Below are 14,553 nucleotides of genomic sequence, written 5' to 3'. Positions count from 1 at the left end.
TCAATCCCGCCTCAAGTCTTCAGGAATCGGAAGTTCATTTGGAATAGGTTGGGGTCGGGGACCACCCCGGCGTTGGTACTGGCGCAGTTGCAAGACGTAAGCCAGCACCTGCGCCACAGCACGGTAAAGTCCGGCAGGAATTTCTTGGTCTAGCTCGGTACTGTGGTAAATGGCGCGGCTTAAAGCCGGTGCGGAGAGTACGGGTACGTTATTACCTGCCGCTACCGTTCGAATTTTAAGGGCCACCTGATCAACCCCTTTAGCAACTACTCGTGGAGCACCCTGTTTATCTTGCTCATAATTCAGGGCTACCGCGTAATGGGTAGGGTTGACCACCACCACATCGGCCTGGGGCACCGCTGCCATCATGCGGCGGCTTGCTATTTCCCGCTGAACACGGCGAATCCGTCCCTTGAGCTCCGGGTTGCCATCGGTTTCTTTATGTTCCTCCTTGACCTCCTGCCGGGTCATCTTAAGCTGACGGATATGATTCCAGCTTTGGAAGGGAGCATCGATCACCGCGATAAGCGCAAGACTGGCTGAAAGGCCCACTAAACTCCATCCCATCAAGTGGGCTAGTTGAAATACGGCGGGAACAAACGGTTGCCTTCCCAAGGCCATCAAATCGGAACTAAAAAGCCAAAACAGCAGACAAGCCACACCACTTAGAAGCAGGAATTTAATCAGTGCCTTGAGTAGCTCCATGCCGCCTTGAGGGCCGAAAATTCGCTTCATGCCCTTGGCCGGATTTAATTTCTCCCACTTAAAACCCAAGGACTGAGCACTAACACTCCAACCCCCCATTAAAAGAGGGGCGGCCAACGCCGCTATCAGTGTTAAAGCCAAAAAAGGCGTTATTATTTTGACCGCTTCCCCTACTCCCCACTGGAATTGTAAAATAACAGCCTTCGGCTCGAAAATTTGGGCGCGCTCCAACTGCAAACCTTGCCGCATCAGATCAGCTAACCCCTGCAACAAAGACTCCCCTACCAACACCAGCCCTAGAGCAGAACTCAGCAGCAAAACTGTGGTGCTAAGTTCCCGTGAACGGGGAACCTGGCCTTTTTTTCGAGCATCCTCCTGGCGCTTTGCAGTCGGCTGTTCTGTGCGCTCCTGGGCGCTAGAGTCGGCCATTATTCCCTTCCTCTAACCAAGCGCGGATAAGCGTTAAAGCGGTATCGGTGAGATTGACTAAATGACTTGGAGCATTGGGCAAGGTAAATAAAAGCACCCAAAATCCCAAAAGGAGGGTGAGGGGAAAACCAATGGAAAAGGGATTAAGTTGAGGCGCGGCACGGGACATCACACCGAAAGTCAAATTAACTAACGACAACGCTCCAATGGCTGGCAAAGCGATTAACACGCTCCCGGCAAGCATCCAGCTTCCCCCTCCCGCCAATTGCCAAAAGCTCCCTAGACTTGCCCCCTCCACACCCAAAGGAAGGATATAAAAACTCTCCGCTAACACTTGAATGACCACTAAATGGCCATTTAATCCCAGAAAAACCAAGGTAATAAGAATAGTATAAAGTTGCGAGATCATGGAAACCGCCACTCCATTCTGAGGATCCATCAAGGAAGCGAAGCCCAATCCCATCTGGGTAGCCACGATTTGCCCCCCTATGGCAAAAGCCTGAAATACCATCTGTAAGACCAAGGTCATGGCAAGCCCAATTAGGAACTGTTGCATCACCAACAACCCTCCCTCCACGCTTAAAGCAGCTACTGAAGTGGCCGGGATTACAGGTGCAATCACAACGGTGAGCGCAAGGGCAAGCATTAAGCGTATCCGCACTGGGACGACCTTGCTGCCAAAGAGTGGCATCGCCATCAATAGTGCCCCGATACGGCAAAAGGGCCACAGATAAGCGCTGATCAGTTGATTTAACTCACTGCTGGTAAAATCCATGCTTACCCGATAAGCGTGGGAATATTCTCAAAAATTTGCCGGCTGTGATCCAACACTAACTGCAACATCCAAGGACCAGCGAGGCCAAGCGTAAGTAACACGGCTAAGAGTTTAGGAATAAAACTCAAAGTCATTTCGTTGATTTGGGTAGCTGCCTGAAACATGCTCACCAAGACGCCTACGGCTAAGGAAGGCAATAAGAGAACAGCCAGCAATAAGGCAAGCAACTCTAGACTATGGCGAAGAAGGGAAAGGACGATATCTGCAGTCATGAGGCTACATAAAAGCTTGAGGCTAAGGTACCCATCAGCAGGGACCAACCGTCGATGAGAACAAAAAGAAGGAGTTTAAAGGGGAGCGATACCAGCATGGGAGAAAGCATCATCATACCCATCGCCATTAATACACTTGCCACCACAAGATCAATAATGAGAAAGGGGATAAATAATAAGAAGCCAATCTGAAAAGCTGTTTTAAGCTCGCTGGTAATAAAGGCGGGCACCAATAAAGAAAAGGGTACCTGCTCAGGAGACTCGAACGCTTCCCGTCCAGAGATCTCCGCAAAAAGTTTAAGGTCGGTTTCCCGGGTCTGGGCTATCATAAAGTGGTGAAAGGGCTCTCGTACTCGCGCCAGGGCATCGGCCACGGAGATTTCTTCTTGAAAATAAGGTTTTACCCCTTCCTGATAGGCTTTATCCAACACTGGGCTCATAATAAAAAAGGTCAAAAATAGGGCAAGTCCAATCAAAATTTGACTAGAGGGAGTCTGGGCCAATCCCAGCGCTTGGCGCAGGATGGAAAACACCACGATAATGCGCGTGAAGGAGGTCATAACCATCACTGCTGCCGGCAGCAAGGTTAAAACTGTCATAAGCCCCAGGATTTGCAAGGTCACGGTATAGGTTTGCTCGCCATTCCCATCCGCCGTTACCGCCAGCGCGGGAACACCTGGCGCGGCCCAGCCTGTGGCTACGGGCAGCAGGAGCAAGCCAGGCAATAGCCAATACCACGCTCCCTGGTGGCAAGATAATTTTAGCCGCCGCATCAGCCTGCTCATGGCGACTCCCCCCGTTTGAGTACAGTACTCAAGTGCTGAGAAAAAGGGTTTTTTAACGGCTTCTGGGGCACGGCAACCGGTGTCTCTAGCACATGCAAAGTCCGGATCTGCCCTGAACAAACCCCCACAAGTAGTTGTTGCTCCCCTACCTGAACAAGCACCGCCCGCTCCCGCGTTCCAAGGGACACGCCTCCCAGAATCCGCAAGTCAGTTCCATTGTTACGTTGTAAACCCTGGACACGGCGCAGCAGCCACATCACCAAAACAATAGCGCCAAGCACCAAGACAAGGGCTATCATCATTTGGAGTACCTCTCCCGTAGCAATCGCTGAAGCAGGAATATTGGGGGCTTGAACGAACCCTCCCGGAACTTCCTCCCCCTGGAGCGGCCGGGTTTGGGCGGGGCTTCCCGTAGCTAGAGCGACCTGACCGGAAAACACCGATAGCAAAAAAATAACAGCCATAAAAGCATAAGGAGACTTATTCATTTGAGCCTCTTAACCCGTTCTGGGGCGCTGATTACATCGGTCAGGCGAATGCCAAATTTCTCATTCACTACCACCAATTCACCATGGGCAATCAAGCATCCGTTGACTAAAACGTCTAAAGGCTCTCCGGCAAGCCGATCAAGCTCTACCACCGAACCCTGGTTTAATTGCAGTAAATTCCGGATGCTAATTCTGGTGCGTCCAATCTCCATGGCCATGGTTACCGGGATATCCAAAATAAGTTCTAAATTGATATCCTTGGTAACATTTCCCGGATCGGCTTCCAGCTCTTCTAATACCGCCTGGGGGCCCGACATCGAGGCGACTTCTTCTTTCTTGACCTCGGAAGTAACCTTTTCCTCCTGCCCGGAGTCCAACTCGCCAACTTGTGACTGGGACGGCGCATCCGCCCATTCATCAACTGCTACGGAATCTTGATTTTTATGATGGGAACTCATAGATAAACCTTATAAGGATCTATAATTCAGTGGATAATTTTTCAGTAAACGACTCAGGAGAAAGTAGACGCTCTACTACTTTTAGAGCGCGACTACTATTGTGAATCCCATAGCGGACCCGGAATACGGGAACACCATCGGCAAGGGCGGTGACGGTGGACGGCAGTTCAATGGGTAAGATATCTCCCGACTTGAGCGCTAATACCTCCTTTAAGGAAAGCCGGATTTCCGTTAAGGTACAGGACAATTCTACTTCGGCATCCGAAACATTTTTCCTTAGAGCCTGATTCCAGCCACCATCTGCCTGAGTGAAATCATCTTTTTTTCCAGTATCTAGTAGTTCACGCACAGGCTCCAGTAGGGTATAGGGCAAGGCGATGTGAAATTCTCCGCCCCCTCCCTCAAACTCCACATGAAAGGTGGAAACCACTACTATCTCACTGGGGCTAGCAATGGTGGCAAGCCGGGGATTAAACTCCGTCTGTAAATACTCAAAATTTATTGCCAGCACCGGCTCCCAAGCCTGCTTTAGATCAGTAAAGGTTCTTTCTAAAACCAACTGGATAATATGCATCTCGGTAGGGGTAAATTCACGGTTTTCAAGGCGATTATAAAATTCCCCAGAACCGCCGAAATACCGATCTACCAGCATAAATACCAATTTAGGATCAAATACGAACAAGCCCGCCCCCCGGAGAGGATGTATCTGCACTAGATTTAAGCTGGTAGGCATAAAGAGGGTATGAAGATACTCAGAAAACTTGAGCACCTGCACTCCTCCCACCGTAACCTCGGTCGCCCGCCGCAACAGGTTAAATAAACTGAGGCGAAATTGGCGTGCAAAACGCTCGTTAATCATTTCCAACAGGGGAACATAAGCCCTAGCGATACGGTCTTCACTGCTAAAATCGTAAGGACGAATCGTCTTTTCATGTCCCAGAACCCGTGGGTCGTCTTCACCCCCACCACCGGCAATACCGGAAAGCAAGGCATCCACTTCATCTTGGGAAAGAATATCAGTAGCAGCCATGGCTTTACTGCATTACGAAGCCAGTGAAAAAGACGGCCTCCACGCCGGAGACGCCCGCTTGGGCCTCCAAAATTAGATTAATCTCCTCCCGTGCTGCCTCCCGCAGCCGTTCTTTACCCTCCAGGGTACGCACCGTTTCGTAGTCCTGTTGGCTAAGTAGAAGCAGCAGCGTATTACGAATAGCAGGCATGTGCGTTTTCAACGCATCAATGACTTCTTGATCGCGAGCCATAGCCTCCATTTTAGTCTGGAGAAAGCGTATCCGGTGCTGGCTTTGGTGCTGGAAATTAACGACGAAAACAGGGTCTAGAGAATGATAGATAGCGGGCTGGCTAGATACCTTAGCGGCTGCGGAAACCTCGTTAGTAGCCACCTGCGGGCCTATCACGCCAGTTAGGTACAAAGCCCCCGCCACCGCTATTATCAGGAGGATAAGCAAGGCGCAAATGAGAATAATCAGGGATTTTTTGGAGCCTCCACCATTCCCGGTTTCCGCATCCAAGGTATCGCTTTCAGCCATGGGGTTTATTCCTCTGCTTACAACTAAGAATTATTTATTCTTAATGTAAGCAAGCCCCATACCATCTCTTCCAATAGCAGAAAAACGTATTAATTTAAATAACTTGCCGTAAAGTACCTGGTGGCCGCCAAATAAATGGCGATTAATGACAAAAGCGGTTTGGCAAAAAATTGACGCTCAGTAATGGCTATCTTCCCACCTTAATACGGGAGGTGGAAGAGTACGGGAAATTGCTTTCTAGGTTCACTTCCCCTCTTCCCTCCTATCAGGAGTCAATGCCAACGATCTTTGGTGAAGGGTTGCTAAGCAAAGAGCTTTAAGGATTTCAGGCAATGCCGTTTCTAGGGAATACCGAGGACGATAACCGAGTTCTCTTTGTATTTTGGCACAGCTATACCATGCCGAACCCATTAACTTGTATAATACGTGGGAATTCAAAGGTACTTCCCTCTTGAGAACCCACCCGGCAAAATCCCCCGCTTTAGCAATCATTCGCAGCAACCCGGCCGGAAAACGCCACCCCGGAATAGAACGGCCTAATGCTTGGCAAAGCAATATATAAATTTGGCGAGAGGAATAAGTACAACCATCCGTCACGATATAAGTTTGGTGGCTCGCCTTGGGATTTTCGGCTGTGAGCAATAGCGCCTGCACAACATCATTGACATGCACCATGGAACGGCGGTTTTTCACTTCCGGCAGTGGTGGAAACCATCCTCGCTCAATCGCGGCCATCATCCGGGGGAGATTCCCCTTGCCATCACTGCCATAAACCATGGGAAGGCGCAAGTTGCAAACATGCATACCGTAGGTACGGCCTGCCTCTAGCACCACCCGTTCAGCAGCTAGCTTCCCTCGACCATAGGCAGTTTGGGGGAGTTCTGGACTAGCCTCATCAAGATGACTGCTTCCTCCCTCACCCATGGCTTTGACGCTACTCACAAAAATAAATCGTTTAACTCCAGCCCTTACAGCTCGTCTCAGAAGTTCTTTCGTCCCCTCCACCCCTACTTTTTGGTGGAGCCGCTCTGCCTCGCCGGTCTTATCGTTTTCGGCAAAGCTGCCGCTAGCCAAGTGAAAAACAATATCAATCCCTTCACACAAATCCCCCAGCGTTAAGGCATTGCCAAGATTTCCCTGGACTACCTCTAGTGAACCCGGACTCCATATTGCCTCAGCCTGCTCCGCATTTCTTGCTAATATCCGGATAGCTTTTTTTCTCGATAGTAACGCTGCCACCAAGTGCCGACCAATAAAACCCGTTGCGCCGGTAACAAGCACCTTCATTCTAAAATCAGACACCAAGGAAAACAGCGGAGACTATGAATACAATATTAGCGGCTATGGGCACGTTTTGCCATTCCCTGTGAAACGCTGGTGCTGTCCGGCTTAACCCGATAGGCCGTCGTGGCTGAAGTGCTCGCCATTTTCGGGGGTCTCCCAGCCAAGTAAAAAGTATTCCTTATTCTAAACCCAGCCTTAGCTCTGCCTTCAGCGGCAAGCCGCCGTAGTAAGGCCAACCCGGCTAGCACGCAAAAACGGCCCCACACGGCACCGACTACTAACCCCATAAGCGATAAGGGATATTGGTGGCGAAAGAATTTCCGATAAAAATACACCATGCCCTTGTGCTTGTACCAAAGCACTTGGATAGGCCAATCCTTACTGCAAGTCCCCTTATAGTGAACCACCTCCACACTCGGGACGAATAAAATTTTCCAGCCCGCCTGCCGGAATCGCATGCACCAATCTAAATCCTCGCAATGGAGAAAATAATTTTCATCCAGCAAACCCACATGTTTGAGGCCCTCCCGTCGAACCAGCATAAAGGCACCAGAGATAGCTTCGAGAGAGAAGGACTCCCTAGGTAAAGGCTGGCGGCTCAAGACAAACCCTTGAAATCTAGGGTGATCGGGAAATAGCCTATTCAAATGAAGCACCCGGACAAAAGTTCGCCATGGTGTAGGCACACTACGGCGGCAACCGGCTTGCTCGGTTCCATCTGGATTACGAAGCAGGCAACCTGCCATCCCTGCCTCCGGCTCCCTAGCCATGGCCTTAAGCATACTTGAGAGCGTATTTGGGCGGATAACACAGTCTGGATTTAGCAACAGAACATAGTCTCCTAACACCTGCCTGAGAGCAATATTATTTGCCCGGGCAAATCCTAGGTTGCGGCTATTTTCAATCACCCGCACTCGTGAATCCCCGTCCACGATACTCCGCAAGCACGCTAGACTACTATCGTGGGAACCATTATCCACGACGATTATCTCTAAAGGGATATCCACCTCCAACACAGAGCGCACCGCTTCGGTTAGCAGCCAACCGCCATTGAAGTTGACTATAACGACGGAAACAAGTGGATGGCGCTCCGCTCCGCTGAACTTGTTCCTACCCTCTCCATTTATACTTTTCATGAATAGCCTTGCCCGGCATAGTTTTCTTTTATATTACCCGTGATTAGTTTAGCAGACTAAAGCAAACAAATCGCTATGCTAAACATACTATTATCCCGTTAAATTTCTAAAAGGCTTTAAAAATTAAAACGCTCTAACTGTAGGGTTTCATTTACCGAAAGCACGTTACCGATAGTCACAACCGCTGTGGTATTCGAGGTAAAAGTGATGGAAAGAGCACCACTGGCCACTCCATTGACAGTAGCTCCCGTCTCATCAAAGTAATCAGCAAGATTTGCGCCAGACATAAGAGCTGGGCCTGTAAAACGATAGGCTGTTCCTGAATAGGTAGCTGCGGAATCCATAGGACCGGCCGTCAGAATCCAGACTGGCTCTCCCTGGCTATCATCGTAGGTATACCATGCCGCGGTTAGCACGCTCTCTTGAATATTAATAAAAAAACCGTGTCCGCTCTGCTCTGCATTCCACCATAGACCACTGTACTTTGAAATATAAGGAACCTGGGGACTTTGAGCAGCTGCTGGATAGGCCAAAAAAGGCTGCGCCTTAAGGCTCAAGGTATTTGGAGAAATTAGAGAATCGCCATTCAGTTGAATATTGATGGAAGCTTCGCCAGGATGGATAAAATCAATATCAAGGCTACCTATTTCGTTTGTAGCCACAGTACTACCGCTACTATCAAACAATGTATTCAAGGGCGACTTTAATGGCGGGCCATGAAAAGCATGTAGTGTACCAGAATAGCGACTCCCAGCAGCCATGGAGCCAGCGGAGAGCAGCCAAAATGGGTTCCCCACTCCATCATAGGTATACCAAGTAGCTACTAACCTATTATTGCGAATACCGAAAAAAAAGCCATGCCCAACTTGCGAAGGATTCCACCATACACCAGATAGGGGCGAGAGTCGCTCATCGGCTACAAAATTCTCAAGCAGCAAGGTTCCGGAACCATATTCATTATCTTTTCCCCCAACGGCACGATCTGTACTAGCCTGTTGTAGCAGCAGCTTAAGATCCTGAGCGCTACGGTTGGGATCTTGGGACTTGAGCAGCGTCCCTGCTCCCGCTACATGAGGCGTTGCCGCCGAAGTACCGAAAAAAGCGCCCAGAGCGGCGGTAGTGACCCCATCGGGGGCAACGATATCTGGCTTGATTCGGTCATCCCAGGTGGGGCCAAGGGAAGACTCAGGCGCTAATTGCTGGGTGCCTATATCCATAGCGCCGACCGCAAATACACTCCGGCCATCACTAGGTAAAACCAAGGTGCTGGCGGTATTTTGATATTCCATGAGAAAAGCTTCTCCCTGGCTGCCGCCGACAAATAGCCGCAGTAACCGCTCACCGGTTCCAGGACTCCCGCGCACAACAAAAATATTATATTCGCCCGTCTCTGGCGCAGCAAAAAAAACCTGCTCTAGCGGCTCCTGGCCTAATTGCCCAGTCTGGAAATTCCTAGATGAAGCACAGGCATTATCGGGGGAAAACCGGACTGCGCCTGGGCAAAAAATATAGAGGTCATAATCCTGATCGGCATGGGGATAGGCCGGATCTTCGCCCCAATCGTCCCAATTGAGGATAACGCGAACGCCATCTCCCCCACGCAACTGGACGCCTAGACCCTCGTCTTGGGCATTAAAGTCGTGGGCACCATTGCCATCTAGGTCGTTAAAGAGACCGCTCCAGTAGTTTTGCTGCTCATTCCCCGCAGCAGCGACAAATAAGATATCCGCTTCATCAAATAACCGGCTTGCAGCCGCGGAAACCGGACTCCTGCCATCCAGCGGACCGAGATTATCGAAGCCCAAGGAAAATGAAACGATGGAAACCCCTTGCGCCCGCAGCCAATCTAGCGCCGCCATGTATTCTAATTCAGTACTCACGGCAATCAGCGTAAACTCCACCTCGGGGGCCATATCGTATAGAATTTCAGTTACCGCGGTGCCATGACGAGTCCCCTCGAACCCTTCCCCTAGATTAAAGTTTTTTGTCGTAACCTCAGCGGGTAATTCAACCCCCAAAAGATCCTGATAGCCCTGGAACCCCCTATCCAAGACAGCAACCCGCACTCCCTTTCCCGTCACCCCTAGGGAGTGGAGCTGATCAGCAAACGTGGCCTGGACACCTTCACTACGGATGCTTTGCGGCACAAGACGATTCTCCTCACGAGGTTCGGCCCGGCGGGGCAGCCGCACGTACTGGACCTGGGATAAGGCCGCCAGCTCGGAAACCCGTGGCAGGGGCAATAACACTTGCAAATGCTCACCGCGCTCGATTTCCACCTTACCTCCTAACGCCTCGATGGCTAAGCGCGTTTCGGCGGTAAGAGGCCCAGCCAAAAGAACATGGACTTGCACGGGTCGAGCCTGGGCTGTTCCCTTAGGGCTAGCCACCGCTTCCAGCATCTTTTGCAAACGATACTCAATACGGGGATGAGAGGAGGAGGGTGCGTCTGGGGTGGGAGAAAAAACTTCATTGCTTTCTAATCGGCGGTCATTACTGCCATCTCCGTATGCCGAAATAAGTGCTAGGCCCATAAAAATCATACAGACCTTCATTAAATGGATCACTCGACGGATAATTCCTTTGTTCACTTGGGCTTAGAGTCTAAAGCGGTTAGATAGAGAGCTAATCCCAAGTATTTTCTTGGCAGAACCGCCATAGCAACGGCCATACCTTCAACGCACCCCCCAACTGGCGTAATAGCGTTCTGACGAGGACTACCTGATCTGTCCGCCCACTATCCGGTGCAGCATCGGGAATGAGTCGATTTTCACGACTGACCAAAGCATTGCTCCCCGCTTGCAATAAACGCTTTATGTCCTCAGCCCAATAGGAAGGCTGACCCTGATAAGCATCTAACTGGGCTTGCAAGCGATTGACCTTACCTACCCGTGCATGAAGCAAATTTTCCTCAATTCCCGCCTCAAGCACAGCGACATCCCCGTTCGCCAAGCCAAGGTAAGTTTCTGCCAAGAAAGTTAATCTTTGCCATGCATGATTAGCATAGCAATTTTTCATGGCATTACTAGTAATGTCAGTGAGAAACCCAAGCGCACCTACATTCTCAGGCTTATCCAAAACCGCTTGATTCCAAACCCGTTCAGATTCAGGAAAATGCAGCAGGCTCCAGGGGAATTCTAGCGCCAAGGAAGTAGGATACAAAGCTTTAACCAAACCCCCAAATAAGTGATCCTCATTGCGGAAATAAGGGCTTGTACAAGGCAGCATCTGTTGATTATCAACCCCGCTCAGAGTGCTGAGCAATGAAGTGTCAGGTAAAAAATGAAAGGAAGAAGTTCCCAGCCACAAGTACCGGCTAGCACGTAATACTTGATAACTTTCTAAGCTCTCCACCAATTGCGATCTTGCTTCTCCCTCAAGCTCGTATATCCAATCAGTAGAAACAGTGCCAGGATCACCCAAAATACCGGATTGGGTTAAAAGAATCTTAGAGTCGGCCCGCAACGCATCCATCTGCTCTCTTCTAAAATCCTTAAAGCTTTGCTCCTCCAACTTAACCGCAGAGAAATGATGGGCCGCTGCCCCCATCGAGCGCCCAAGCACATCGGCATGTTGCTCGATAGGATCGATAGGAGATACGGTGGTGTTTGTTAATAGATCATCCCGATCCAGGAAGAAACGGACTTCTCGCGGTCTCTCCGAGACTTCCAAACGATTCTGGTGGTCCGGCGCCAGGCGCGGTTGACAGACCATATCATCGTCTATCGCCAGGAAGCGTTTCCCAGCGGTTAGAAGCATCATGTAATTCCAGAGCCTGCCCCCTGAAAATCTTCCATTCTCGGTATTTTTACCTAACAACCACTGGATTGACTCCTCATGTTCTGGAAAAGCCCCGAGCAAAGCAGCAATAAGTTTTTGCTGCTCACTCCAGCCATGATAATAAATCTCTAGCCCTTCTTTCTTTTTGGCCTGCTCTATGAGAGCTTGGTTTTTAGTGATATTCTCCAGACTTCTGGAATCATCCACCACAAAATACCGGTAGCGTTGTCCATGATGGTGCTCATTTTCAGCAAAACTCTTGATTAAACGGGCCAATGACTTTGGCCTATCGCAAGTGCGTGCCAAAATTCCAAATAAAGGAGACTGGCTAAAATTTCTCTCTTTATGCTGCAACTTTGTAACTAATGTTTTGGCCGAAATCATGAAGCCCTGTTCAATGAATTTATTAAAAATTTGGCTTATTTCAGACTGGCGTTCCGCAAGCGCCGGATTCATTCTCTTCACCACGGCCATATGTTCTTCCAGTGTTCTAAATTGCCGGCAAAACTGGAGCACTTGAAAGACCTCTGAAGAGACCACTAACCTGCTATCGGTATGCCTGCTCTTTAAAAGTAGCCGCCGCTGTGGTAGAGAAAAAACGGCACAATGATCAAAGGCCCATAATCCCCGCTCCTGATGGGTGGTAGCGGTAGCCGCCGTGTTGTAATCCTGGCTAAAATTCCAAGAATAATTTATCTTGCCTCTTTTCTCAATTGCCATTATCCAGACTCTTCAAAATGTTAGCGTAAAATTTATTTAAAAACGTCATTAAAAATTCACTCATTGCTAAAAAAATAGGCTCATCCCTTATCGCTTCTAATGGCAGATAATTATCCCAAGCCCAGCCTACTCCATATTCTCCATAGCTGGGGTGGCGGCATCGCCCGTTGGACCGAGGACTTTATCCAGCACTATCCGGAACGGCGACACCTCATTCTTTATTCCGTCAGTAACCGTAATATTTTTGGGCAGGGGTTGGAGCTGGTAGACTCGGCCTACCCGGAGAGGCCCCTTGCCACCTGGGAACTTACCCCTCCCATTCCCACGACTGCCCTTACCCATCCTCAGTATAAAACCCTCCTCTCGGATCTCCTCACCGGCCTGGCCGTGGAGACCGTGGTGGTCTCTTCTCTGATTGGACACTCCCTGGATGCCCTCGACACTGGACGGCTTACCCTGCGGGTGCTGCACGATCTCTATCCTTACTGCCCGGCCATGTTCGGTTATTTTGGCGCTTCCTGCGAACGCTGCAATCAAGACAGTTTAGCCCATTGCCTAGAGTCCAACCCCCATAACGAATGCTGGCATAATTCCACCGCTGAACACTGGCTAGCCACACGCCAAGTTTATGCGGCTGCCATCCTGCAACCCCAAGTCTATCTGGTGGCTCCTAGCCGCACGGCGCGGGACCGGTTGTACCAACTTTATCCTGAAATCGCTGCTAAAACATGCCACCTCATCCCCCATGGCACCGATTTAGAGCGGCTACGTCGCCCGGTCCACACCACGCCTAGCAACAACGCTAGAGATGTGGAGCACGAAAGCCGCAAATTACGCATTGTCGTCCCTGGCCGTCTAGAATTCCACAAAGGGCTACCCCTGCTGCAGGAGGCCCTCCCACGACTCACTAAGCAGGCCGAATTCCTTCTCCTCGGCTGCGGCCTATTCGCTCAATCCTTCACGGATATCAAGGGTATCACCCTCGTTCCGGACTACAACCTTGCTGAACTCAGCACCTTAATCCAGAATTTCTCGCCAGATTGCGCCCTGCTCCTCTCCACTCTGCCGGAGACTTTTAGCTACACCCTCAGCGAAATGTGGGCCTTGGGTATCCCTACCCTCGCCACCGCCTTAGGCGCATTCAGGGAACGCATCCAGCACGGCATAAACGGCTTCCTATACCCACCCACCGCTCAAGATTTGATCGCCCTGGTTACTTCTCTAGCGAAGGAGCGAGTCTCCCTTGGCCGTGTTGCCCACCACTTGGATACTCATCCTATCCGCCAGGCACGGGATATGGTGCAGGATTACCAAGCTCTGTTGCCAACCCTCAGCAACTCCCTAACCCAAGGAAATTGGCTACCCCAGGGAATTGAAAATGCCCAAATCCGCAACCACTCGACTCATACCCGGCTGAAGCAGGAAACCTGCCGCCAAGCCGCAGAACTGGCAGAAAGCCGTCATCAGCTTAATGAGATGAGCCAAATGCTCAGCTACCACCAGGCTCACACCAAAACGTTGGAGCGGGAGCTGATTGCCTTACGTCATTCGAATTCCTGGCGAATGACCGCGCCCCTCCGGGCTTTGCGCACTCATTTTCATCCCAAACCACCCTGGGCAGCAAACCAGAACCCCCCCCCTATTGCCAGCGGAAGAGAAACCTCAACCCTGCAACCTACTCAAAATATCTCTAAAAACAGAAGCCTACTCCAAGAACGCGCCCATACGCTTAATTTATCGCAACGGCTCACAGGCCGTATCCACCTAAGGGAGCGTCTTGGAATACCCGACGCCGCCCGTATCATGCTGGGTCTTGCTCAGACAGATCAACCGGAGGCAGTGCAAGATTTTATTAGCGCTGCTAGCAGACAGATGGATAACCAACGGAATTTATATTTTTTATGGTGCGAAGGAGACGATATCTCTCCTCTCCCCGCCGGGCTGAAAGCAAGAGGGCTAGCGATGGCGCCCCGCCGACTATTTTTCATACAGGCCACCGCCGCTTCGCTGCCAGAATACCTCATAGCCGCAGATCTAATCTATCTGCCTATGGCAGGCGATAAAAGCCAGCCCCACCTCACTAAAATCAAGCAGTTCCGCGTACCCGTGATTAGCACTCTCACCGACCATGCTTTAATCACAACCCTAAGCAACCATAATATTTTCTGAAC

The 14,553-nt window shown here is 50.4% G+C and carries 13 protein-coding genes; 1 reads left to right on the top strand and 12 read right to left on the bottom strand.

Annotated features, from left to right (window positions below):
- The 12 genes from flhB to NWAT_RS04515 all read right to left on the bottom strand — a co-directional run bounded on the left by flhB (nucleotide 1) and on the right by NWAT_RS04515 (nucleotide 12,382).
- Nucleotides 1-1,134 (bottom strand): flagellar biosynthesis protein FlhB, encoded by a 1,134-nt coding sequence (gene flhB / locus NWAT_RS04570; protein ID WP_013219972.1) that lies wholly within the window; start codon nucleotides 1,132-1,134, stop codon nucleotides 1-3.
- Nucleotides 1,121-1,909: a flagellar biosynthetic protein FliR gene (gene fliR / locus NWAT_RS04565; protein ID WP_013219971.1), complete on the bottom strand. Its 789-nt coding sequence runs from the start codon at nucleotides 1,907-1,909 to the stop codon at nucleotides 1,121-1,123. The genes flhB and fliR overlap by 14 nt, the downstream gene beginning before the upstream one ends.
- A gap of 2 nt (nucleotides 1,910-1,911) precedes the next feature.
- On the bottom strand, nucleotides 1,912-2,181 hold the full coding sequence (fliQ, locus tag NWAT_RS04560) for a flagellar biosynthesis protein FliQ (protein WP_002811617.1): 270 nt from the start codon (nucleotides 2,179-2,181) through the stop codon (nucleotides 1,912-1,914).
- Nucleotides 2,178-2,966 (bottom strand): flagellar type III secretion system pore protein FliP, encoded by a 789-nt coding sequence (fliP, locus tag NWAT_RS04555; RefSeq protein ID WP_013219970.1) that lies wholly within the window; start codon nucleotides 2,964-2,966, stop codon nucleotides 2,178-2,180. Before fliP ends, fliQ begins: the two co-directional genes overlap by 4 nt.
- On the bottom strand, nucleotides 2,963-3,454 hold the full coding sequence (gene fliO, locus NWAT_RS04550; protein ID WP_013219969.1) for a flagellar biosynthetic protein FliO: 492 nt from the start codon (nucleotides 3,452-3,454) through the stop codon (nucleotides 2,963-2,965). The genes fliP and fliO overlap by 4 nt, the downstream gene beginning before the upstream one ends.
- Nucleotides 3,451-3,912 carry a flagellar motor switch protein FliN gene (fliN, locus tag NWAT_RS04545; protein ID WP_013219968.1) on the bottom strand — a complete coding sequence of 154 codons (462 nt, stop codon included), beginning with the start codon at nucleotides 3,910-3,912 and terminating at the stop codon, nucleotides 3,451-3,453. Before fliN ends, fliO begins: the two co-directional genes overlap by 4 nt.
- Nucleotides 3,913-3,931: 19 nt before the next feature.
- Nucleotides 3,932-4,942: a flagellar motor switch protein FliM gene (fliM, locus tag NWAT_RS04540; protein WP_013219967.1), complete on the bottom strand. Its 1,011-nt coding sequence runs from the start codon at nucleotides 4,940-4,942 to the stop codon at nucleotides 3,932-3,934.
- A gap of 4 nt (nucleotides 4,943-4,946) precedes the next feature.
- Entirely contained in the window at nucleotides 4,947-5,462 is a 516-nt protein-coding gene (locus NWAT_RS04535; protein ID WP_013219966.1) for a flagellar basal body-associated FliL family protein, read from the bottom strand.
- A 243-nt stretch (nucleotides 5,463-5,705) separates the two neighbouring features.
- The gene (locus NWAT_RS04530; RefSeq protein WP_013219965.1) at nucleotides 5,706-6,749 is read right to left on the bottom strand and encodes a UDP-glucose 4-epimerase family protein; all 1,044 of its coding nucleotides are present in this window, start codon (nucleotides 6,747-6,749) and stop codon (nucleotides 5,706-5,708) included.
- A gap of 47 nt (nucleotides 6,750-6,796) precedes the next feature.
- Nucleotides 6,797-7,882, bottom strand: a complete 1,086-nt coding sequence (locus NWAT_RS04525; protein WP_013219964.1) for a glycosyltransferase family 2 protein — start codon at nucleotides 7,880-7,882, stop codon at nucleotides 6,797-6,799.
- Between the two features lie 116 nt (nucleotides 7,883-7,998).
- Nucleotides 7,999-10,425, bottom strand: coding sequence for a S8 family peptidase (locus tag NWAT_RS04520; RefSeq protein WP_013219963.1), 2,427 nt, complete (start codon nucleotides 10,423-10,425; stop codon nucleotides 7,999-8,001).
- Nucleotides 10,426-10,507: 82 nt separating this feature from the next.
- Nucleotides 10,508-12,382: a hypothetical protein gene (locus tag NWAT_RS04515; protein ID WP_013219962.1), complete on the bottom strand. Its 1,875-nt coding sequence runs from the start codon at nucleotides 12,380-12,382 to the stop codon at nucleotides 10,508-10,510.
- Between the two features lie 99 nt (nucleotides 12,383-12,481).
- Between NWAT_RS04515 and NWAT_RS04510 the strand changes: the two genes are divergently transcribed.
- Nucleotides 12,482-14,551, top strand: a complete 2,070-nt coding sequence (locus NWAT_RS04510) for a glycosyltransferase family 4 protein (RefSeq protein ID WP_013219961.1) — start codon at nucleotides 12,482-12,484, stop codon at nucleotides 14,549-14,551.
- Nucleotides 14,552-14,553 lie beyond the last annotated feature (2 nt).

It is taken from the genome of Nitrosococcus watsonii C-113, assembly GCF_000143085.1.
Classification (GTDB): domain Bacteria; phylum Pseudomonadota; class Gammaproteobacteria; order Nitrosococcales; family Nitrosococcaceae; genus Nitrosococcus; species Nitrosococcus watsonii.
The sequence above is the reverse complement of the archived record's forward strand: the minus strand, read 5'-3'. Positions and strand labels throughout refer to the sequence as shown.

Excerpts from the sequence above, each read along its gene's own strand:
- flhB (WP_013219972.1), bottom strand. The coding sequence starts at position 1,134 with ATGGCCGACTCTAGCGCCCAGGAGCGCACAGAACAGCCGACTGCAAAG.
- fliR (WP_013219971.1), bottom strand. The coding sequence starts at position 1,909 with ATGGATTTTACCAGCAGTGAGTTAAATCAACTGATCAGCGCTTATCTG.
- fliQ (WP_002811617.1), bottom strand. The coding sequence starts at position 2,181 with ATGACTGCAGATATCGTCCTTTCCCTTCTTCGCCATAGTCTAGAGTTG.
- fliP (WP_013219970.1), bottom strand. The coding sequence starts at position 2,966 with ATGAGCAGGCTGATGCGGCGGCTAAAATTATCTTGCCACCAGGGAGCG.
- fliO (WP_013219969.1), bottom strand. The coding sequence starts at position 3,454 with ATGAATAAGTCTCCTTATGCTTTTATGGCTGTTATTTTTTTGCTATCG.
- fliN (WP_013219968.1), bottom strand. The coding sequence starts at position 3,912 with ATGAGTTCCCATCATAAAAATCAAGATTCCGTAGCAGTTGATGAATGG.
- fliM (WP_013219967.1), bottom strand. The coding sequence starts at position 4,942 with ATGGCTGCTACTGATATTCTTTCCCAAGATGAAGTGGATGCCTTGCTT.
- NWAT_RS04535 (WP_013219966.1), bottom strand. The coding sequence starts at position 5,462 with ATGGCTGAAAGCGATACCTTGGATGCGGAAACCGGGAATGGTGGAGGC.
- NWAT_RS04530 (WP_013219965.1), bottom strand. The coding sequence starts at position 6,749 with ATGAAGGTGCTTGTTACCGGCGCAACGGGTTTTATTGGTCGGCACTTG.
- NWAT_RS04525 (WP_013219964.1), bottom strand. The coding sequence starts at position 7,882 with ATGAAAAGTATAAATGGAGAGGGTAGGAACAAGTTCAGCGGAGCGGAG.
- NWAT_RS04520 (WP_013219963.1), bottom strand. The coding sequence starts at position 10,425 with ATGATTTTTATGGGCCTAGCACTTATTTCGGCATACGGAGATGGCAGT.
- NWAT_RS04515 (WP_013219962.1), bottom strand. The coding sequence starts at position 12,382 with ATGGCAATTGAGAAAAGAGGCAAGATAAATTATTCTTGGAATTTTAGC.
- NWAT_RS04510 (WP_013219961.1), top strand. The coding sequence starts at position 12,482 with ATGGCAGATAATTATCCCAAGCCCAGCCTACTCCATATTCTCCATAGC.